This window comes from Vibrio mediterranei (assembly GCF_900088415.1).
Classification (GTDB): Bacteria; Pseudomonadota; Gammaproteobacteria; order Enterobacterales; family Vibrionaceae; genus Vibrio; species Vibrio mediterranei.
In genome coordinates this window covers 1,197,849-1,218,449 of sequence record NZ_FLLQ01000001.1, presented here as the reverse complement: position 1 = coordinate 1,218,449, position 20,601 = coordinate 1,197,849, and the positions used below count along the sequence as shown (strand labels likewise).

The following is a 20,601-nucleotide window of genomic DNA, read 5'->3' as shown; positions in this document are numbered from 1 at the left end:
CCACGCTATTCTTCCAATTCTTGTCATCTTAGGTGTCGATTTTGGTGTATCTACAGCATATTTTTCGGCATAACTTCACAATTTTGTAACATTATCTTGGCGGGCTAGAGTTGTGCAATCTACGCTCAATCACTCATCGGAGGTCTGACAAGGAGGTGTTAAATGAAAGCGTTCTTCACATTCATTTTATGTAGCGTAATCGCATGGAATGCACAGGCGATAAGTTTTTGGTCGAGCAAAGGGTATACCGAAACCAAATACCCAATTGTGCTAGTTCATGGCTTATTTGGTTTTGATTCACTAGCAGGGTTCGATTATTTCTATGGTATCCCTCAAGCATTGAGCAAAAGCGGAGCAAAGGTTTATGTTGCCCAAATCTCGGCGACCAACAGTTCGGAAGTACGGGGTGAACAGCTTCTAGCACAAGTGGAAAATGTCTTGGCGATCACGGGTGCCGACAAAGTAAATCTAATAGGTCATAGCCATGGCGCGCCAACGGCGAGATATGTTGCATCAGTTGCACCGCAAATGGTCGCGTCAGTCACCAGTATTGGAGGCGTGAATAAAGGGTCGAAAGTTGCGGATATAGTGCGAAATACCGTACCGGAAGACTCAGTGTCTGAGGCAATCGCTGTTGAACTGGCTAGTGCACTTACGACGATCATTGGTGTGTTATCTGGAGGTAGTGACTTACCACAAGATGGTTTGAGCTCATTGCAGGCGCTCACCACAGAAGGGTCGCTGGCCTTTAATGAGCATTATCCAGAAGGCGTGCCAAAGTCGTCTTGTGGTGATGGTGAATGGCAAGCTACAAACGGTGTGTACTACTACTCATGGACAGGGACTTCGACTTACACTAATGTGCTAGACCCGGCTGATCCCGCAATGTTTATCCTAGGTTTAACGTTTGATGAACCTAATGATGGATTAGTAGGAAGGTGCAGTACTCATTTAGGTCGAGTCATCCGTGATGATTACAAGATGAACCACCTAGATGAAATCAATGGTCTACTCGGTATCCACCATCTGTTTGAAACGGATCCTAAGACCTTGTATCGACAGCATGCTAACCGTCTGCAGCAACAAGGACTTTAGGCCATGAACAGGTTCTCCAAAACAACAGCAGTGATGGCCTTATTGGTGGTGATAGCAGCAGGATTGTTCTCTGTGTTCGACGCGGATGATCATGACTCGCTCAAAGTGAGCTCTCAGCTTGATACTCAAATCGACAACGCATCAGAGCGTGATACCTTCGAGTATTTTATCTCGGGGCTTGTCGACAACGACACCGATACGATAGAGCAGCGGTTTGAACACTACAGTCAGCAACGGGATGGCTCTGAACAGCTTGAGCCAGAGTTGTTCGAAAAATATATGCGATACAAAGCTGCACTAGCTGCGCTCAAACGAAACGGTGACGAAGCTACAAATTTTCAAGACCTGCACCAGCAAATCTTACTAATGCAAAGTGAATTTTTCACTGCGGATGAACAAGAGCGTTTGTTTGGTGAAGAGAATCTACTGCGTGAACTCGCCCTGACTAAAAAAGCCATTAAAGAGTCGGCACAAACCCCAGAGGAGTATCAACAGCGTTGGGAGAATGAACTCAACCAACTGTCACCAGAGCTGCAAAACAGCTTTCGTAATGCCACAGTGTTGACGGCTCTCAATGATACCAATGCTATGGATACGCAAAGTCAGTACATCGCTCGAGAGGCACTGGTGGGTAGTGAAGCCGCAGAAAGGTTAATGACGCTGGACCAAAAACGTGCTGATTTTGACCAGCAGTTCGACTCTTATCTAGTGGCGAGAGCCGACATATTGAATAACGCATCATTTAATGATGCAGAAAAAGCTCAGGCTATTAACGACCTTAGAGAACCGCTGTTTGATAAGAATCAGTGGCGAAGGATTGAGGCGTTAGAGCGGATTCATGATGGGCAGGGTGAATAGTTGAACAATAAATTAAATGAAATATTGGTGCTTTTCTCTTAAAGCACCAAAACTCAAAAGCAATTTTTTGATGGTTATGCCCCAGGAACCTGTTTCGTTCTACCCTCATAGGCTGGCGTAGTTCGGTACACGGCTTTAAATGTGCTATCGACCCAAAGCGCACAGTTTTGACAAGGTGAGGCAAAATTCCCTCTTTCGTTCAGGGCTCCGATAATGTAGTTCTTTGGGTTTTTACCTCTGGCTACTATTTCAAACCAAACATGGGCTTCAGCACAGTCACAAAATTGTCGGGTTAGGTTTTTTCGAATTAAACTTCTCCAAGGAGCTTCAGCGGCAAACTCACGTGCATATTCTTGATAATTCTTGCCGGGAATATAACCACTTGCTTCGAATACTGCTTGCTTACCGTCATACGCAAACGCCATCATCTTGCCTAAGTATTCGCCTTTGCATTGATACAAGTACTGCCTAGCTTCTGATCTAAATTGACGCATTTCCTGATGCTCACGTTTCCAATTTCTCTGTTTGCCCATAGCAACCTCGCTGTACTTGTAAATGAGAGACGGGAATTTAGTTTGTTAAACGTAGCTCATTATTATGTTGGTTGTATATTAAATTGGAAAGAATGTGCTACAGGAAAGTAGATAGCGCTTCTGCTCTTATCCAAGAAGCTTATTAAAGAGTGACAGATTGGCAGAGACTACCTTGAATCGGTTATCAAGATAGCCACTTGGTTGATGTGTTAGTTTTTCTCTTTAAAGGCAACTTGATACATACCTAACCCTTCATAGTCAATTGTCGTAGGCTTATCAAAATCTACTTCAATAATGCCACAGTAGGATCCAGTAATAATTGCTTCACCCGCTTTAAACTCAATACCACGACGAGTCATTGCATTAATGAGCCAGTAGATCGGAGTCTGTGCTAGCTTGTTTGGATGTTTTCCGGCGAACGTCTGCACATTGTTATCTTGAGATACGGTGATTTGGATGGTACTAGCATCAAAAGCTTGTTCACGAGCAATTTCTGGCCCAATGAACAATCCTTGGTTAACCAAACAGTCCGCTAATTTCTCATAAAACTCAGCGCCACTATCATCGGCATAGCGAGATTGCATAAGTTCCAATGCCATATGGCAAGAGCCAATGGCATCATTGATCTGTTCTTCACTATAGCCATCAGGTTTTGCGGGTAACGATTTTGACAGGAGGAATGCGATCTCAGGCTCTATCCGAGCGGTATTATTGTCGGCAAAGAGCTCACAGATTTCTCCTTTTTGCACGCTATTAGAGAAAATTGGTGCAACGATAAATTGGTCATCGGATAGAGGCAGGAGACACTTCCATCCTCCAACTTCATCGCTATGCATATCGATCATTGAAGATTGGATTTGTAGTGCGTCATCCAAGGTATTTGGACGTTGCAGTTCATTCAGTCGTGGTGCTTTGGTTCCCGCTACACGGCGGCTTAGCAGCTCAGAGGCAGCTTGCTGAAAAATATTTGTCATATAATATCACCTGTGTTGTATCTTTTAATCATATAGCAAATGTTTCCAGCAAAATAGGTGATGAGATCATGAAGTCACGAGTTTTTCGCAACTGAATTTCTAATCTGTTGTCCCCGCCAACTTTTTACTAAATTCGCTGCGCTTGTTACGTATAAATTCAATAAAAAGCTGAGACTTAAGTGGCAAATGACGCTTGTCTGGGTACACCAACAACATGGTTCGATCTTGTGGAACCCAAGGTTCAAGAAGTGTTTTTATAGCACCGCATTGGATCTCTTGGCGCAGCAGCGAGTAGGGTAAGTAACAGATCCCAGCATGGTGAAGGGCGAGTTCTTTTGTGACGTTGAAGTCATCGGATATCAACTCTGAGTTGTGGGTGATTTCTATTTCTTCGCTATTGCGAGCAAAACGCCAAGGGAGAAAATAGCCTTCGACGTGATTCTTAATACACGGTTTTTGATATAGCTCTAACGGGTGTTTGGGTTCTCCATATTTATCTATGTATTGCGTTGAAGCGGCTAATACGTATTTCACAGGAGACAAAGTTAACGCCACGAGACTGGAATCATGCAATGGACCAAGCCGAAAAGCGAAGTCGATACTTTGCTTGGTAAGGTCTTGATAACGATTTGATGATGCCAAGTTGATGCGAATGGTTGGATATAGCGCTCTGAACTCAGCAAACATAGGAGCAAGTAAATCTTGGCTCAGAGCTTTCGGTGCGGTGATGGTCAATGTACCAATAGGCTGATTGGCCATGTCTTCTGCATCGCTATATAGTTCGGCGACCGTGTCGGCGATAAGCTGAGCTTTTGGAAGAACTTGAATACCCAATTCGGTCAAAGACAGGGAGCGGGTGGAACGATTCAACAGCTTGCCACCAAGATCATGTTCAAGTTGCTGTATTTTGCGGCTGACTGTTGTAGTGGGCACATTGAGCTGTCGTGCTGCTTCAGCGAAGCTACTGAGTTCTACAACTTTGGCAAACAACGGTAAAGCCGAGAGTTCTTTCATTGTATTGATTATCTATTCATCCCATATATGGGATAGTAAAGTTCATTTTAACCTTCTAATCAATGTTTTTGGTATTGGCTATAGTTACGACATACCGACGCGGCACTCTCAAACTATGCTGCACTATAAGGTTCAATAGATAAGACGATTAAGGGGGTCACGATGGAAATTCTAGTACTAGGCGCAACAGGTAACACAGGTTCAGAAGTGGTTCGTCAACTTAAACAGGTTGGTGCAAGCTTTGGTGTTATGGCACGAAATCTCGACGCTGCTACCAAGTTAGATCTCAACCCAGATCAAGTTCGCGTGAGCAACTACGACGATGTCGATACCATGACTGAGGCAATGAAAGGCATCAAAAAGATCTATGTAGCAATGCCAGCCCATCCAAACAATCAGCAGTGGATGAAAAATACGGTTGCGGCAGCCAAGGCAGCAGGTGTTGAGCTTATTGTAAAACTATCTGGTATGGGAGCAAAAGCTGACGCGGGGTCAGAAATTATTCGCACGCATGTTGTAACAGACGATATTGTAAAGGCATCGGGCATTGCCTATACCATCGTGCAACCTAACTCCTTTTTCCAAAACCTATATGGCAGTCTTGGGACGATCAACGCAATGGGACAATTTTTCTTACCGATTGCGCAAGCAAAACAGAGTGTGATTGATATTCGTGATGTGGCGGCTGTTGTGGTTGCGGCATTAACTCAACCTGGACATGAGAATCAGACTTATCTTATTTCCGGTCCTGAGGCCTTAACGTTTGCCGAGCAAGCAGAGATATTAACGCAAGTATCTGGAAAGCAAATTGACTACGTTGCTGTACCACAAGAAGCAGCAGAAGCGGCAATGAAAGAGGCGGGGATGGATGACTGGAGTGCTGAAAGACTTGCGGAGATAATGGCGTGGTTTGGTGAGGGTCATTACGCAGAAGTTACAACTACCTTCGAGCAAGTTACCGGCAAAAAGCCAAGAACCTTCCGTGCTTTTGCTGAAGAATTTGCATCGGTTATTGAGAAATAATCTAATTTTGGTCTATCAATAGAGGAGAGCCTTGGCTCTCCTCTACCTGTTGTAATTTAGTAAGGAGCTAGGCTATTTCACCAACTTAGAAACATAAGGCACATTTCTGAGTTTATCTTGCCACGGTAAGCCATAACCAACGAGCAAGTCGTCGTTTTCCATTTCATAGGCGTAAAACTGTTGGAATGGGATATCCACTCGACCGGGTTTTACGAACAGAGTGGCAATAGAGACCGATTTCGGGGCAAAATTCTCAGCAAGATACTGGACCAGTCGCTTCATCGTCCCTCCTGATTCAATCGCATCGTCGATAACAATGACGTCTTGACCCTCAATGCTTATGTTCTGATGATAAACAATTTCTGAAGAGTTGTTGCTATCGCCAGGAGTATGAGGACAGGAAATATAGTCCATTTTTATGTCAAAGGTGAGGTGACGGACGAGATCGGCAGTAAACAGTATGCCTCCCGGAACAACACTGATGATGGCCGCAGATTCAAAATCGTTATTAAGCACGTCCGCAATCGCAATCACGCCGTCTTGTATCTGCTCTGTACTGAGAACCAGCTCTCCAATATGTTGACTCTTCATTGGCTACGCCTCTTCTATTTCGAGATGTTTAATGATGTGTGCTGGGTTTCCACCAATCACGACATTATCTGCAAAGCTTTTTGTAACGACTGCACCTGAGGCAACGACAACGTTATTACCAATGATAACGCCAGGATTAATCGTTGCGTGCCCTCCTATCCAACAGTTATCTCCAATCGTAATGGGTTTAGCGAACTCAATACCCGTGTTCCGAGTTGTAGGGTCCAGTGGATGGCAAGCGGTATATAGCCCTACTTGAGGGCCAATAAAGCAGTTATCGCCGATTCGTACTTCGGCACAATCGAGAATGACACAGCCAAAGTTCATGTAAAAATTGGTGCCAACATGAATGTTCTTGCCATAATCGCAATGAAAGTTTGGTTCAATTTTAATCTCACCACCAATAGTGCCAAACAACTGCTGGAGCAATTGCTTCCTATCATTATTTTGGTGACGAGAAGTACGGTTGTATTGTTCGGTTAGATCGCGCGCTGCAGTGCGCAGCGTCGCCAAGGTGTGCTCACTTGGGTCATAGTGAAGTCCCGCAAGCATTTTCTCTCTTTCAGTCATAAGGTCACTCAAGTGTTTTAAGCTCTACTCATCAAAGCGACGATCTTTGTAAAAGTAGGTTTTATCGCGGTCATTAATCTCTCTGAGTACTCGACAAGGGTTACCAACTGCCACCACATTGGCAGGAATATCTTTCGTCACCACACTGCCAGCGCCAATGACACTGTTTTCTCCAATAGTCACGCCCGGAAGCACGACAGTATTAGCACCAATCCAAACGTTATTTTCAATGTGAACGGGTATATTGAATTGAGCTAGAACCTTGCGCTGCTCTGGCTCAATAGGGTGTCCAGCCGTTGCTATGGTTACATTAGGCCCAATCATTACATGGTCACCAATGTAAATATGGGTATCGTCAACCAGCGTGAGATTGAAGTTAGCGTAGACGTTATTACCAAAATGGGTATGGATACCCCAATTAGCATGTACAGGAGGCTCTAAATAACAATCTTCACCAACTTCTGCGAACAAAATTTGCATTATTTGCTCTCGTTTTTTGGTCTCACTAGGGCGGGTATGATTAAAGTCATACAGTGTTTCTAAACACTCAGTTTGACGTTCAGCAAGCGCTTCATCATAAGCATAGACATTTTGACTGTGCAGTTTTGACATTGGATTCATGTAGGTATTCACTATTAAGCTGGTATTGGATAATGATCGATATCCTAGCACTACGATTTATCCATAAGCCACAGACTTCGAAAGGTTTAATTCGAATCTGACAGCCGCTTCTCATTGGTGTTTTCTTCCCACTCATATAGAGCCATTAATGAATTTGTGTATTCGCTGACGGCTTGCTCAATACAGACTATCGCTTCATCGAGATCGGTTTCAGAAAGATTGAATGTGAGTGCGTTTTTGATGGCTTTCAACATAATTTAGTCCTCATTAATCGTGGCACAGTCATTTGGTGTGGAGCTGTTGGTGTTCAAGACTCGAGATAGATTATGAACAATTAATAGGAGGGCAAAAACTGAGTAATTGGTGTTGTTTAGTTCCACATTTAACGTTAATTTGTCTGGATGAGGTTATGTTTGCCTGATTTTTGGTCTTATGTGGAACTAAGGTGATATAGAAATGCCGGAAATAAGTAACGATAGAGCACTGCTGTATTATCAACGTCTAGCGGTATTAGGAACGAATAAAGACATCAGTACCACAATAGATAAGCTTGCGGAGCTGATGTTTACCAGTACGCGGCATAGTCGAACCTTACTTAAACAGCTTGACGAGAAAGGGTGGATCGATTGGCAACCCAAAGTGGGACGGAATCAACGCTCGATACTTCATCTAAACCATTCTGAGAGCACGTTGGTCGTCAATGTTGCGTCAGAGCATATCTCGCAAGGTCACTATGAAAAAGCACTGCAACTGTTAGGTGGGGATAAAGCGTTATTCGGACAAGTGTTACAACAAACTGCCGGTCCGCAAGTAAGAGAAGGCGTAGTTCATATTCAGCTTACTTATGACCGCTTATTGTCACCGTTGGATACCACCAACTCGTTACGAAATAGTGAGCGATTCCTAACCCGACAAGTATTCTCTTGTTTGACGCGCTGTGACGGTGAGGGAAATGTCGAACCCGATCTGGCTCATCATTGGCGCTATGACTCGCAGGCGCTAACTTGGCGATTTTATCTAAGACCTCATCTTAGATTTCATGACGAAGCACCAATAGATGCAGAGACCATTGCTGAACTCTTCATGCGTCTTAAACAGCACCCTAATTATTGTTCTTTGTTAGCTAATGTTGTGACGATCTGCGCCGTGGGGCGATTGTGTATTGAGTTCACTCTGTCTCAGCCAGAGCCAAGCTTTGCTGCACTGCTAGCGGATTACCGATTCTCTGTATTACCGAGCGCTCAATTAGAAAATAATTCCGTTCGTATTGGTAGTGGTCCCTTTAAGCTAGTCGAGCATTCTCAGGAACAGCTTGATTTACAGGCGTTTGAGCATTATCACGGCCTTTGTGCACTATCAGACAGCGTGACGATCTGGCAACTCCCAAAAGCAGGAACAAGCAGTTGTTCTACCTCACTTTCTACTTATGATTTACCTACACCCTATGATGCTGTTTGTAGTCATTTGGTCTCAACTGAAAGCGGTACTGAACCATCAACTCAGGCGACTCCTCAGAGCCGGATTGAGGATGGCTGCTTACTGGCGATGTTCAACCACTCTGCAGCTCTGGATAGCACGCAGCGTCACTATCTTGGTCAGTTGATGAATTCAAGGCCGGTGTTGCAGCAGTTGTCCAATAACGACGCAGCCAGAGTTCAGGGCATTGCGGCATACAACCTTTTGCCAAGCTGGATGAAAGTATTGATTCCTCCAGCAGAGACATCTCCTTTGCCGAAGCAGCTAGATATCGCCATCTACCAACATCATGCTTTACGCGCAAGCGCCCAAGTAGTTGCCGATTTGTTGCTGCGGGTTGGTGTGAGCTGTCAGATTAACGAATACAGTTATGCCGACTTTTACGAACTGTGCGCGCGTCATAATCTTGAGGAAGAGATTATCCTCACCAGCATGAGTTTGGATGACAACCGACCGTCTTCGGCGTTTATTTGGCTTGCGACGGATAGAGTGTTAAGACAGTGCCTGACACCGTCCACGGAGCAATGGCTGCAACATGAGCTTGAACAAGTGAGACAACAGAACCAATCTACGGAATATATGACGGTCCTTGAACCGATCGCATCGACATTAGTCTCTGATAGATGGATAATCCCACTGTTTCACCATAAGCAAACTCTGAATTTTGCTGACCAGCTGCAAGGCGTATCCATGACTATTTGGGGCTGGCCGGATATTAAGAACGTCTGGGTCGAGGAGTAGAGTTTCTGTATTACTTTAACAACAGGTTGGAGTTGATGTTGGCATAATTCTGCTAAAGTAGCCGACAGTTTGAGACGTGGATGACTGAATTTACGATGCAAGAGATAGTTTTCGCTGGTGGCTGCCTTTGGGGCGTCCAAGAGTTTATGCGACATTTACCTGGGGTCATAAATACCGAAGCGGGTAGAGCCAATGGCAGTGCGAGTACCACACAGTGTGATTACGATGGATACGCTGAGTGTGTTCTAACTCAATTTGATGCGAACCAAGTGTCAATTGAGGAGCTTATGGATTTCTTTTTTGAAATCATTGACCCCTATAGCGTCAACAAGCAAGGGGTAGATGTAGGAGAGAAGTATCGCACTGGAGTTTATAGTGTAAATCCAGAACATCTTGAGCGAGCGAAACGCTACATTGCCGAGCGTTCCGATGCAGATAAAATCGTGGTAGAGGTGTTGCTACTTAGTAACTACGTAAAGAGTGATGACGAGCATCAAGATCGGCTCACGCTTCACCCCAATGATTATTGCCATATACCCAAGGCGATTTTGCATAAGTACAAAAAATAGCTTCAAGTGCTGACTATTTTGGCGCATTCCTCTGTGAAGGATCGCGTTGAAACGCATGAATAAGTTCGGCCGGATCGCTGGCGCTGCGCTGAACTTTGGCACCTTCCGCCCACCAAATAAGTTGAGCAAGCGTTCGATTCATATAGCTATCCCACTCTTGTTGAGATGCTTCGTTTAGCACCTCACCTTTTTCATTGAATACGCTAGCAGCATTGGGAATGTGAATCATGGCAGATACTGGCAAACAGCCTAGCTCGGAGAGAAAAGTTCGCATTGAAACGGCTGCTCTAGCGCCGCCCCACTGTCCTGCAGAGTAGGTCACAATTGCACTGGGTTTATAAGAAAATAGAGAGCTGCCAAAGTGGTTAAGAAGGTGAGCAAGTGCTGGACTCATAGAGTGATTGTACTCAGGTGAGACCATCACATAGCCATCAGCTTGTTCAATCTTCGCTGCCAGCTGCTTTAAGCCTTCTGGTACTTTACTTCGGCTGTAAGCAAATTCAGGTTTAAAAACCGCATCAAAACTCAAAGTAAGAGGATCGATGATTTCCACGTCAATCTCGGGATAAAAGCGTGTTAGCAGAGACTGACAGGCATCACTGACTCTTGCGCCCAGTCGTGCGGGGCGAGGTGGGGTACTTTCTCTTACAGAGCCGAGAAAAATCAATAACTTCACTATCTAGTACTTCCCTAATGTTTTCTGATGTTGTTCGTTTTAGCTTAAAGGGTCTGGATTTTGTTGCAATGAGAAGTCACAAAAAAAGGAGCGCTTGCCCCTTTTCTGATTTTTAGGAGTCTAATTAGACACTTTTGACCAGCTTGTCTGTGACAAATGCTCGATTGCGAACCACAAACCATAATAGACCACCCACAATGCCGATTGAGAGCTGAATCATACCTAAATTGGCGATGAGTGCGTCGGGACGCATGGAAACCAGCAACATGCCCGCAGAGCCACAAATCATGGCAAAAAACTGAATCAATGCCACAGCGGAGCCGGTGTCTTTGTCTTGCTGATCAAGCATCAAGTTGGTACCAGGCACTCGCATCATAATAACCATTAGCGTCGCTGGAGCGGCTATTAATGCGAAGACCCAAGGCGCGGTAGAACCAATACTGAGCGTTAACACACCCATCAGTGCCAAAATAAAAAAGCACAAAGTAATCACTTTTTGTACTGAAATATGGCGGGATAACTTCATGTAAATAGAAGGGCCTAAAGAGGCGCACATCGCATTGAATGCGAAATAGTAACTGAACTCTTGCTCAGTCAGGCCAAAACCATTGATGTAAATGTACGAACCGGCCGCTAAGAAGGCCATAAGGGCCATGGGTGCGATTGAGAAAATACACAGCAGCATCACGAATCTTGGATTCGTCATTACCACGCCAAGTCGAGTCCAAGAGCGAGCCAAAGAGCCTGTATACTGACTTTGCAGTGTTTCGCGGTAACACATGGCTAAGATGGAGGCAAACGCGCCAAATACTGCCAAGGTCACGAACATCATTCTCCATGAAGCGACTTTGAGAAGAAACGCACCGAGTACGGGAGCGACCATTGGCGCAATAATCACGAGCGACATGATAGTGGCCATGATTTTCTCGCGCTCACGTCCTTCGAACATATCTTTGACGATGGCGGTAGAGACGACAGTAATGGCACTGCCAGCAAACGCTTGTAGTACCCTTGAGCCAATGAGGTGCTCAATGCTTCCTGCCATCGCACAGGCAATACTAGCAAGCATGTAAGCACCGATACCTATCAATAAAATTGGCTTGCGACCAAATTTCTCACTTAGCGGCCCCCAGAATAGAAGACCAATCGCGTAAGTAACGAAATAGCTACTTAACGTGAGGTTTACCATTGATTCAGTGGTACTAAATATATCGACCATAGTAGGCAAAGCTGGCAGATAAAGGTCAATCGTTAATGGTGGAAATGCACTGATAATAACGAGAAAAAATAGAGTGCCTTTTTGCCCAAGGATGGGTTGTGTTGATTTCAAATGATTCTCCTGTGGGTGAAATTAGTAACTCAAGTTGTCGTTAACGCGTTCTAATAGCTGCTTCAGTGTGCTTGCTTCGGCCTGAGAAAACCCAGTTAGCATTTCCGTTATCATTTCCATTTCGACTTGGTCGAGGCGTTCTAGCAGCTTTTCCCCTTTTTGGCTGAGGTATAGTGCAACGGAGCGTCGGTCGTTAGGACAACTTTGTTTGATGATGAGATCTTGACGATGAAGCCTTGCGATAATTCTCGCAATTTGGGCTTTATCTCGGTTCATTGACTCGACTAACTTCTGCTGAGAGGCGCCGCCGAAGGCACGAATATCACTCATAGCTTTATGCTCAAGGGGGGAAAACTCGACTTTTTGACGGGTGATCTCCGCCACCATCTTGCCGCGGGTTTTCATTCGAATTTCACGTAAGGCGTGATTAATTGCTCGATAGTCTATTATCATCAATGAAGGCCAATTAGTTGATCTAGTCAACCATTTTAGCTAATTAGTTGATTAGATCAACTAATTAGTCACAGTTTTGAGTTTTTGTTCTAAGAGCAAAAATCATAGATGTGCAGTTTTTGCTATTTAATATATTGAATTAAAAGTAGTTATTGGCGTAGTTCTATTGAATGGTGCACTTTGTTTGTTCATAAATTAGTCACAAAACTATCCCGAATTCGTCAAAAATCCACGCTCTAATATTCAATCAATAACTACTATTGACTGGAATGAAACTTATGGCCATGACCATGCCTGAACTGACGGTTGTATCGGATGCAGAAGAGTTTGCATCGCCGCAACTGGGTAGAAAAGTTCTTGAAACTCGCGCTTTGACTAAGTCTTACCAACAAGGAAAAGTGGTTCTAGATGGAATCAGCTTTGATCTTCACGCTGGCGAATTTGTTGCGGTGGTAGGCCGTTCTGGAGCAGGAAAGTCTACGTTGCTGCATACGTTGAATGGCACCATACCCGCGACCAGCGGCGAAATTCTTAATGTGCATAAAGACTTATCGACTGACAATGTACTATCAATGTCGAGAAAAGAAATCCGTGAGTGGCGTACTCACTGTGGCATGATTTTCCAAGATTTTTGCTTAGTGCCTCGTTTGGATGTGATTTCCAATGTCTTACTTGGACGTTTGAGCCATACCTCGACGCTTAAATCGCTGCTTAAAATCTTCAGCGACCAAGACAAAGCTCAAGCTATCCAACTGCTTAAATGGCTTAACATGTTGCCGTACGCACTGCAACGCGCAGAAAACCTCTCTGGGGGACAACAACAGCGTGTGGCGATTTGCCGTGCGATGATGCAAAACCCCAAGATCCTGCTTGCCGACGAGCCAGTGGCCTCGTTAGACCCAAAAAATACCGTTCGCATTATGGAAGCGCTGCAAAAAGTTAGCCGTGATGGTGTGGCGGTAATGGTAAATCTTCACTCAATCGAACTGGTTCAGGAGTATTGCTCCCGCGTAATCGGTCTTGCCAAAGGTAAGGTGATTTACGACGGACATCCTTCTGGCCTCAATGATGATGTTTTACATCGTCTCTATGGCGATGAGATCGACCAAATCAACTAATCCAATCGGAAAACTGGACACAATAAATTTTAAGGACAAGTGATGAAAAAGCTTCTATCTATTGGTATCGCTGTTGCGTCTGCTATGACTTTTAACGCAAGTGCGGCTGCTCCAAGTGAAATCAATCTAGGTATTCTAGGTGGTCAAAATGCAGCAGACCAAATTGGTGATAACCAGTGTGTTGCTGATTTTCTCAATGCCGAGCTTGGTGTAAAAACTAATATCCGCAACTCAAGTGACTACAATGCTGTGATTCAAGGTTTGTTAGGTGAGAAGATTGATCTGGTTATCAACATGTCACCAAAATCGTATGCTGAAATATATTTGAGCGACCCTAAAGCGGTAGATTTGGTGGGTATCACAGTAGATAACACTGACAACTCTCGCGGCTATCATTCGGTTATTTTAGTTAAAGAAGATAGCCCTTATCAGTCCATTGAAGATTTGAAAGGTAAAGTATTCTCCTTCGCTGATCCAAATTCAACGTCAGGTTTCCTTATTCCAAACAACCAGTTAGAAAACACTCTGGGTGGAAATATGGATAATCAATTTGATGGTTTTTTCAAATCGGTCAACTTCTCTGGTGGACATGAGCAAGATATCGTTGGTGTTCTTAACGGTCAGTTTGATGCTGCGGTAACTTGGTCATCAATGGTGGGCGATGCAGATAAAGGGTATAGCGCTGGGGCGTTGCTACGTTATATGGACCACGACGCTGACCTAATGAAAAAAATCCGCATTATTTGGGAATCGCCACTTATCGCTAATGGCCCAACTATTGTTAGCAACCGCCTAGACCCCGATTTCAAAGATAAGCTTGTTGCTGCTGTGAAGAAACTGGACCGTGAAGACAACGCTTGCTTTAGCAAAGCGGCGGGTGGGTCGCTTCACCTAGAAGAGACCAGTGTTGCTGAATACCAGTCAATCATCGACTTAGTTAAAGCGACTAAATTCGCTCAGCGTTAATCCCCCCTCCAATTAAAAGCTGGCAGGCGCTGCCAGCTTATTACTTCTACGGTCAATTTCATGCAGTTTGAACAATATTACCAACAGGCTCGTCGTAAGCAGAAGATGGATGCACTTATGTGGTCTTCCATGTTTATGCTGCTTTACTTGCTTTCTGGGCATTATGCAGAGTTTAGCCTTTCAACCATTCTACATAACGCGCCTGCACTTTTTGATTATATCTACGACACACTTCCGCAGTTGTCATGGGATGTCTTATTCGCCAGTCGCGATGAGACTGGTCGCGCGGTTCCGGGTTCACTCATCTATTGGGGCTACCGACTACCGATTCAAATCCCTCTATTGTGGGAAACCATTAACGTTGCGATCGCCGCGACTCTAGTCTCATCAGTTATTGCGATTATCTTGGCATTTTTAGCCGCCAGTAATGGTTATGCGCCTGCATCTGTCAGAGTGGCAGTGCGTTCTTTTGTTGCCTTCTTGCGCACCATGCCGGAGCTTGCTTGGGCGGTGATGTTTGTGATGGCTTATGGTGTCGGAACGTTCCCTGGGTTCGTGGCACTGACGCTGCATACGATAGGTAGCTTGACCAAGCTGTTTTATGAATCCATCGAGACCATTTCTGATAAGCCAGTTCGAGGTCTAACGGCGTGTGGTTCAACACCAGTCCAACGACTACGTTTTGCCTTTTGGCCGCAGATTAAGCCAACAGTACTGTCGTATATATTTCTAAGATTTGAAATCAATTTTCGCTCATCGACCATTCTTGGTTTAGTTGGGGCGGGTGGTATTGGTCAAGAGTTGATGACGAATATTAGCTTGGGTAGACATGATCAGGTCAGCATCACGCTGTTGTTGATCATCATTGTCGTCGCGCTCATAGACATGACGTCTGGAGTGTTACGCAAAAAAGTCATCAGTGGAGATGTAAAATGACGGAACTAACGTTAGAGCAAATCAAACAAGAAAATAAAGCGATTTTCTCGCAACAAAAACGTTATTTAACCATTGTTGCAATGCTCGCGAGCAGCGTTTTGGTGTACTACTTCTTGTTCTTTACGTTTTTTGGCGTGTCTTCAAAGCAGTTTGAAATGGGCAATAGCAAAATTATGAGCTATTTCCTGCATATGTTTGTATGGAGAGACTTTTGGGATTGGCCGTTTGCCTATTACTTTAAGCAAATAGCGATAACACTGGCGATTGTATTTGGCGGCACGTTAACGGCGTCTCTTGTGGCGTTGCCTTTGTCATTTATGGCTGCTCGTAACGTGATGACGGGACCATTTCGCTTTATTGCTACCTTTATGCGCCGTGTGTTCGATGTTTTACGCGGAATTGATATGGCGATTTGGGGCATGATCTTTGTGCGTGCTGTGGGCTTAGGGCCTCTTGCCGGTGTAATGGCGGTATTCGTTCAAGATCTAGGGCTATTCGGAAAACTGTATGCAGAGAGTCACGAATCAGCAGATAAGAAACCGTCACGTGGCTTAACCGCGTTGGGCGCGAATAATCTACAGAAACATCGTTTTGCCATCTTTACTCAGTCTTTTCCGACTTTTCTTGCATTAACCTTGTATCAATTGGAATCAAATACTCGTTCTGCGGCGGTATTAGGTTTTGTTGGTGCTGGCGGTATCGGCTTAGTTTATGCGGAGAACATGCGCTTGTGGAATTGGGATGTAGTGACGTTTATTACGCTGGTTCTTGTTGCCATCATCATGGGTCTGGATAAGGTATCGAGTATTCTGAGACAGAAATACATTGTGGGAGAGAATGTCCCGTTGTATGAAAAGCGTTAGTCAACGCAGGGTTAGCCTTAAAACGGGCTAACCCTGGGTGCTTGTTCTTGTGTGCTAAAGGGTTAGTCTTCACGTACCAATGCGGCATGACTGCAACGCATTCCACCACCAGTGGCGTGATTGGTTTCAGTCATATCTGTGTAGAGAACTTCGATCCCTTTAGCTTCAAGCTGATCACCAATATGCTTGAACTCGCTCGACATGGCATAAACCCCTTTTCCTAATGGGAGACCATTACAGGCGTCTATTCGAGCTTCTTCCAATGTGCAATTGACAATATCCCAGTCTTTAATCAGATCTGGCAAGCCGTGAGGGAAGGCATCTAGACAGACTAATGCTAAGCCTTCTCGAGGTAAGGACAAGCAACAGTCAAGGTGCATTACCTCTGGGCTATATTCGACAAAGTGAACGGTCCAACCTTGTGAATGCAGGAGATCTGCCGCCCATTGTAATCCTTTCATATTGGAGTCAATACCGTTGTAGCCCAGCAACACGTTATTGTTGCCCATAACGAATATGTCACCACCGGTTAAAAATGGGCCTTGGCCGCCCTCCGAACACTCCATATCTGTTTCCGGCATTGGTATATTGACCCATTTAGCATCGGTACCTGCGACACGTTCATTAAGAATATGGCGATATGTGAACACATCTTTATGGCGCATTGGGAAGCGATTAGCACCTTCGATGACAATGTTACCAACTACTGAGAGCGGGTCTTTCACAAACAACGAGCCTACACCGGATTCTTTGTAGAGTAGTTCTTGTTCGGTTAACAATCTTGGACGGTGTACTTTAATACCTTTAGTTTCAAGCAGTTTGACCCAATCTTCGACTTCTTGTTTAATTTTCTTAAAGCGAACCGGATCGGCGTCAGCAAAGGACTGACCGCCATCAACCATAATTTTGTCTCGATCTTCTTTATTAAAGATGCCCATGCGGTTGGCTAAGGTCTTGCCGATAACCGGGTAGGCGAGTTGGTCGGCGCGTCCAATGATTACCTCTTTCAGAGTTCCCCATTCTGACCCGACCCAAATATCAGATTTTCTGGTTTTACTTAACATTTTTTGCATTTATCCACCTCACGCAGTTGTTGTAAAGTGAGCATGCCATTGTCTCGTCTCTGTCCATAATCAGACACCGATGGGAGAAAACAACAGTTTAAAAAACTTTAAAAACAATGATATATGATTTTCTCCGCTATTAATTTTATCTTGAGCGTTCGTTCAAAATGATTTGGAACGAGCGTTCAGTTTAAGCAATTGAAGTATTTCGTGAACTCATGTGTACGGAACGATCATAAAGAACTCCTAATCGCTGATAAGAGTCATTAAACTTTTTTTCGAGTACGAGCATCCGATGAGAAAGTTTTAATAAGCTTAGGAGCGTTTCTAGGGGCCTTAAATTGGCGATTTATAGGGGTGGTAATGTACTGTATTTTAAAGGTTTATTTTTCTAGGAACTGTGCGTTATGAGTGTTAGTCTCGCAGCATAATGAGGAGCAACACTATGAATCTGAAAGATAAAGTATTCCAACACCATGACTTTTCTCGGCAAGATCTTTCTGGAGCCGTTTTTGAAAACTGTCAGTTTTTTCACTGTGACTTTGCTCGGGCAGATCTCACGGATGCAAGGTTTGAGCGTTGTAAATTCATCGAAACCTCGGACCTAGAAGGATGTCATTTTGACTATGCCAATTTGAAGGATGCCAGTTTTAATAATTGCCAGTTAGCCATGTGTAATTTTGAAGGAGCTGATTGTTTTGGCATAGAGCTACGTGAATGTGACTTGAAAGGGGCGAATTTCCAGCGTGCAAGATTTGCCAATCAAGTCAGTCACACTATGTATTTTTGTTCTGCGTATATCACGGGTTGTAACTTGTCTTATGCCAACCTAGAGCGACAGGTTTTAGAAAAGTGCGAGCTGTTTGAGAACCGTTGGATTGGGGCTAACTTAATGGGAGCGTCATTAAAAGAATCAGATCTCAGCCGTGGGGTATTCTCAGCGGACGCTTGGTCGCAGTTTCGGTTTCAAGGAGCGGATTTGTGTCATGTAGATCTTGAGGGGCTGGACCCCAGAAGAGTGGATCTCACCGGAGTCAAAATTTGCGACTGGCAACAAGAGCAGCTATTAGAGCCACTGGGTTTGGTAGTTCTACCGGGCTAAGTGCTCTTGGTGCCTTTTCATCAGATTTGGGGTTAATCATTACCCCAATTATCGGCTTCTATTTTTGCCAGTGCCTTCGCTGCTTTTTGTAGTGCAGGCAAGAACTTGATGGCTTCATCCGGTTTAACGCGAATAACCGGAGCCTGTATCGCTAAACCGAGGTTAGATTGCCCGGTTGGAGAGGGTACCAGAACCGCAATACACACCAAGCCAGGTAAGAATTCCTCATCATCGATAGCGAAACCTTGAATCTTTGCTTCCTCAATGTCTTTTTCCAATTCTGAGTATTCGGTGATGGTGTTCACGGTATATTGAGTAAGCGGAACGTTTTCAATCAGGCGTCTACGCTGTGACTTCGACATATGTGCGAGAAACAGTTTGCCTGTTGCAGAGCAGTGAACAGGAACACGCGAACCTGGATGTAAGTGGAAGCGAAGCGGGGCTTCTGTCTCTGCTCTATCGAGGTAAATGATTTCGCCACTGGAGAGCGCTGTCAGGTTACAGCTTTCGCCCACTTCGGCCCGTAGGTTCTCAAGAATCGTGCGGCGGGCACTGTGCATGGTGCTGTTTAGCAACAAATTCTCGGCTAGCTTTCTCAAACGAATTCCGGAGCTATAGTGCTTTTCATCCCCATCTTTTTGAATGATGCCTGCGGCCTCTAACTGCTGCAGCATACGATGTAGGGTTGGCTTTGGTAATCCCGTTTCTTCTACTAATCCTTGAAGAGATATGAACTCGTCTTTTTGCGCTATCACCTCTAATAGTGCAAAAAGTCTGAGTGTAGGAGTATCTCCTTGAACTTGTGGTGTTTCTGTTGGCATAGAGTCATTCATCCTTGCGATACGTCGAAGTCTAAGATTGTACATTCCAATTTAGTATATATCCATTTTCTGAATAAAATTTGATCTTTTGTATTAGTGTCATTAACATGAAATAAAATAATGGAACAATACGTCTCGATAAATGGAGTTTGTTATATGAAGGCGATAGAAAGGATTGTCAACAAAGCTCACTTAGATCGTAAGAGGGTGGTGTTGAGTGAAGCAGAAGACCCTCGTGTGCTTACCGCTGCTCGCATGGCTGTCGATAAGCAATTGGCATACATTACCTTAGTTGGCGACGAACAAACCATTGCAGAGGCTGCGGAGCGGTATCATGTGAGTCTCGCTGGCATTCATATTGTTTCACCACAGAGTTCACCGCTTAAAGAAGTGTTAGCAGAGCGGTTATATCTGCTGCGTAAAGCAAAAGGTATGTCTTACAACGACGCGCTCGAACAAGTGCAAAACCCGCTTATTTTCGCCAACCTAATGGTCAGAGAAGGGCTAGGCGACGGTACTGTGAATGGTGCTGTGTACACTACTTCTGATGTGGTTCGTGCAGCGCTTCAAATCATCGGTCCTGCTCCCGATAGCGAGCTAGTATCGAGTTTCTTTTTAATGATGTTATGTGAGCCTTTTCATAACCTCAAAGGTGGTTTGATTTTTAGTGATTGCGGATTAGTCATTGATCCGAATGAAGCAGAGCTGGCGTCTATTGCGATTTCAGCTTCAGCCAGCGCCAAATCGCTATTAATGGAAGAACCTAAAGTTGCCATGTTGTCGTTTTCCACCAACGGCAGCGCTAAACATGAGTCCGTTGACAAAGTTCGCAATGCCGCACAACTTGTAAAGCAGCGCTGCGCTGACATCGCTGTTGACCAAGATGTACAGTTGGATGCGGCAATTGTTACTGAAATTGCTGCAAAGAAGCTGCCTGACTCACAAGTCAAGGGCAAATCAAATGTACTGATATTCCCCAATTTGGAAGCCGGAAACATCGGTTACAAGTTGGCGGAGCGATTAGGTGGTGCAGTAGCTATAGGACCGTTGTTGCAAGGGTTAAATCAGCCTGCGAATGACCTATCTAGGGGATGCAGCGCCGAGGATATTCTTCATGTTATTGCGGTTACTGCAGTGCAAGCCCAACAAGATCGAAACATCAAACACACTCCACCCGCTTCAATAAAAGAAGGGATAACCAACTAGG

Annotated in this window: 23 protein-coding genes; 11 read left to right on the top strand and 12 right to left on the bottom strand. The window is 44.6% G+C overall.

What is annotated here, in order from left to right:
- Nucleotides 1-162 precede the first annotated feature (162 nt).
- Nucleotides 163-1,095, top strand: coding sequence for an esterase/lipase family protein (locus tag VME0621_RS05350; protein ID WP_051868086.1), 933 nt, complete (start codon nucleotides 163-165; stop codon nucleotides 1,093-1,095).
- 3 nt (nucleotides 1,096-1,098) lie between these two features.
- Nucleotides 1,099-1,953 carry a lipase secretion chaperone gene (locus VME0621_RS05345; RefSeq protein ID WP_062456385.1) on the top strand — a complete coding sequence of 285 codons (855 nt, stop codon included), beginning with the start codon at nucleotides 1,099-1,101 and terminating at the stop codon, nucleotides 1,951-1,953.
- A gap of 74 nt (nucleotides 1,954-2,027) precedes the next feature.
- Here the strand turns inward: VME0621_RS05345 and VME0621_RS05340 are convergent, their stop codons facing one another.
- From VME0621_RS05340 to VME0621_RS05330, 3 genes are all read right to left on the bottom strand, one after another.
- Nucleotides 2,028-2,486: a hypothetical protein gene (locus tag VME0621_RS05340; protein WP_062456382.1), complete on the bottom strand. Its 459-nt coding sequence runs from the start codon at nucleotides 2,484-2,486 to the stop codon at nucleotides 2,028-2,030.
- 209 nt (nucleotides 2,487-2,695) lie between these two features.
- Nucleotides 2,696-3,460, bottom strand: a complete 765-nt coding sequence (locus VME0621_RS05335) for a hydratase (RefSeq protein ID WP_062456379.1) — start codon at nucleotides 3,458-3,460, stop codon at nucleotides 2,696-2,698.
- Between the two features lie 99 nt (nucleotides 3,461-3,559).
- Nucleotides 3,560-4,474, bottom strand: coding sequence for a LysR family transcriptional regulator (locus VME0621_RS05330; RefSeq protein WP_062456377.1), 915 nt, complete (start codon nucleotides 4,472-4,474; stop codon nucleotides 3,560-3,562).
- 162 nt (nucleotides 4,475-4,636) lie between these two features.
- Between VME0621_RS05330 and VME0621_RS05325 the strand changes: the two genes are divergently transcribed.
- On the top strand, nucleotides 4,637-5,497 hold the full coding sequence (locus VME0621_RS05325) for an SDR family oxidoreductase (RefSeq protein WP_062456374.1): 861 nt from the start codon (nucleotides 4,637-4,639) through the stop codon (nucleotides 5,495-5,497).
- A gap of 72 nt (nucleotides 5,498-5,569) precedes the next feature.
- Here VME0621_RS05325 and VME0621_RS05320 read toward each other — a convergent pair whose 3' ends face one another.
- The 4 genes from VME0621_RS05320 to VME0621_RS26525 form a co-directional block, all read right to left on the bottom strand.
- Nucleotides 5,570-6,088 carry a phosphoribosyltransferase gene (locus VME0621_RS05320; RefSeq protein ID WP_062456371.1) on the bottom strand — a complete coding sequence of 173 codons (519 nt, stop codon included), beginning with the start codon at nucleotides 6,086-6,088 and terminating at the stop codon, nucleotides 5,570-5,572.
- Nucleotides 6,089-6,091: 3 nt separating this feature from the next.
- Nucleotides 6,092-6,658 carry a sugar O-acetyltransferase gene (locus VME0621_RS05315; RefSeq protein WP_031493768.1) on the bottom strand — a complete coding sequence of 189 codons (567 nt, stop codon included), beginning with the start codon at nucleotides 6,656-6,658 and terminating at the stop codon, nucleotides 6,092-6,094.
- A 24-nt stretch (nucleotides 6,659-6,682) separates the two neighbouring features.
- A complete protein-coding gene (locus tag VME0621_RS05310) occupies nucleotides 6,683-7,279 on the bottom strand; it encodes a sugar O-acetyltransferase (RefSeq protein WP_062456368.1) in 597 nt (198 codons plus the stop codon).
- A gap of 86 nt (nucleotides 7,280-7,365) precedes the next feature.
- The gene (locus VME0621_RS26525) at nucleotides 7,366-7,533 is read right to left on the bottom strand and encodes a hypothetical protein (RefSeq protein WP_006069804.1); all 168 of its coding nucleotides are present in this window, start codon (nucleotides 7,531-7,533) and stop codon (nucleotides 7,366-7,368) included.
- A gap of 202 nt (nucleotides 7,534-7,735) precedes the next feature.
- Between VME0621_RS26525 and VME0621_RS05305 the strand changes: the two genes are divergently transcribed.
- A complete protein-coding gene (locus VME0621_RS05305; RefSeq protein ID WP_065311650.1) occupies nucleotides 7,736-9,496 on the top strand; it encodes an SgrR family transcriptional regulator in 1,761 nt (586 codons plus the stop codon).
- Nucleotides 9,497-9,591: 95 nt separating this feature from the next.
- Nucleotides 9,592-10,065: a peptide-methionine (S)-S-oxide reductase gene (locus VME0621_RS05300; protein WP_062456582.1), complete on the top strand. Its 474-nt coding sequence runs from the start codon at nucleotides 9,592-9,594 to the stop codon at nucleotides 10,063-10,065.
- A gap of 13 nt (nucleotides 10,066-10,078) precedes the next feature.
- On the opposite strand, the gene VME0621_RS05295 is transcribed toward VME0621_RS05300, so the two are convergent.
- From VME0621_RS05295 to VME0621_RS05285, 3 genes are all read right to left on the bottom strand, one after another.
- On the bottom strand, nucleotides 10,079-10,741 hold the full coding sequence (locus VME0621_RS05295) for an NADPH-dependent FMN reductase (RefSeq protein ID WP_062456358.1): 663 nt from the start codon (nucleotides 10,739-10,741) through the stop codon (nucleotides 10,079-10,081).
- Between the two features lie 124 nt (nucleotides 10,742-10,865).
- Nucleotides 10,866-12,071 carry a multidrug effflux MFS transporter gene (locus VME0621_RS05290; RefSeq protein WP_006069808.1) on the bottom strand — a complete coding sequence of 402 codons (1,206 nt, stop codon included), beginning with the start codon at nucleotides 12,069-12,071 and terminating at the stop codon, nucleotides 10,866-10,868.
- A gap of 21 nt (nucleotides 12,072-12,092) precedes the next feature.
- On the bottom strand, nucleotides 12,093-12,524 hold the full coding sequence (locus tag VME0621_RS05285; protein WP_231892909.1) for a MarR family winged helix-turn-helix transcriptional regulator: 432 nt from the start codon (nucleotides 12,522-12,524) through the stop codon (nucleotides 12,093-12,095).
- 278 nt (nucleotides 12,525-12,802) lie between these two features.
- Here VME0621_RS05285 and phnC point away from each other — a divergent pair, with 278 nt between their 5' ends.
- From phnC to phnE (VME0621_RS05265), 4 genes are read left to right on the top strand one after another with little or no spacing between them, the layout of a single operon-like run.
- Nucleotides 12,803-13,642: a phosphonate ABC transporter ATP-binding protein gene (phnC, locus tag VME0621_RS05280; RefSeq protein WP_038227561.1), complete on the top strand. Its 840-nt coding sequence runs from the start codon at nucleotides 12,803-12,805 to the stop codon at nucleotides 13,640-13,642.
- Nucleotides 13,643-13,684: 42 nt separating this feature from the next.
- The gene (gene phnD, locus VME0621_RS05275; protein ID WP_006069811.1) at nucleotides 13,685-14,608 is read left to right on the top strand and encodes a phosphonate ABC transporter substrate-binding protein; all 924 of its coding nucleotides are present in this window, start codon (nucleotides 13,685-13,687) and stop codon (nucleotides 14,606-14,608) included.
- Between the two features lie 60 nt (nucleotides 14,609-14,668).
- On the top strand, nucleotides 14,669-15,544 hold the full coding sequence (gene phnE / locus VME0621_RS05270; protein ID WP_062456353.1) for a phosphonate ABC transporter, permease protein PhnE: 876 nt from the start codon (nucleotides 14,669-14,671) through the stop codon (nucleotides 15,542-15,544).
- The gene (phnE, locus tag VME0621_RS05265) at nucleotides 15,541-16,407 is read left to right on the top strand and encodes a phosphonate ABC transporter, permease protein PhnE (protein ID WP_062456349.1); all 867 of its coding nucleotides are present in this window, start codon (nucleotides 15,541-15,543) and stop codon (nucleotides 16,405-16,407) included. The genes phnE (VME0621_RS05270) and phnE (VME0621_RS05265) overlap by 4 nt, the downstream gene beginning before the upstream one ends.
- A gap of 62 nt (nucleotides 16,408-16,469) precedes the next feature.
- Here the strand turns inward: phnE (VME0621_RS05265) and VME0621_RS05260 are convergent, their stop codons facing one another.
- The gene (locus VME0621_RS05260; RefSeq protein WP_062456346.1) at nucleotides 16,470-17,480 is read right to left on the bottom strand and encodes an arginine deiminase-related protein; all 1,011 of its coding nucleotides are present in this window, start codon (nucleotides 17,478-17,480) and stop codon (nucleotides 16,470-16,472) included.
- Nucleotides 17,481-17,916: 436 nt separating this feature from the next.
- On the opposite strand from VME0621_RS05260, the gene VME0621_RS05255 reads away from it, so the two are divergent.
- Nucleotides 17,917-18,573, top strand: coding sequence for a Qnr family pentapeptide repeat protein (locus VME0621_RS05255; protein WP_006069815.1), 657 nt, complete (start codon nucleotides 17,917-17,919; stop codon nucleotides 18,571-18,573).
- Nucleotides 18,574-18,605: 32 nt separating this feature from the next.
- Here the strand turns inward: VME0621_RS05255 and VME0621_RS05250 are convergent, their stop codons facing one another.
- Nucleotides 18,606-19,394 carry an IclR family transcriptional regulator gene (locus VME0621_RS05250; protein ID WP_006069816.1) on the bottom strand — a complete coding sequence of 263 codons (789 nt, stop codon included), beginning with the start codon at nucleotides 19,392-19,394 and terminating at the stop codon, nucleotides 18,606-18,608.
- A gap of 156 nt (nucleotides 19,395-19,550) precedes the next feature.
- Here VME0621_RS05250 and pta point away from each other — a divergent pair, with 156 nt between their 5' ends.
- Nucleotides 19,551-20,600, top strand: a complete 1,050-nt coding sequence (pta, locus tag VME0621_RS05245) for a phosphate acetyltransferase (protein ID WP_062456343.1) — start codon at nucleotides 19,551-19,553, stop codon at nucleotides 20,598-20,600.
- The last annotated feature ends 1 nt before the right edge of the window (nucleotide 20,601 follow it).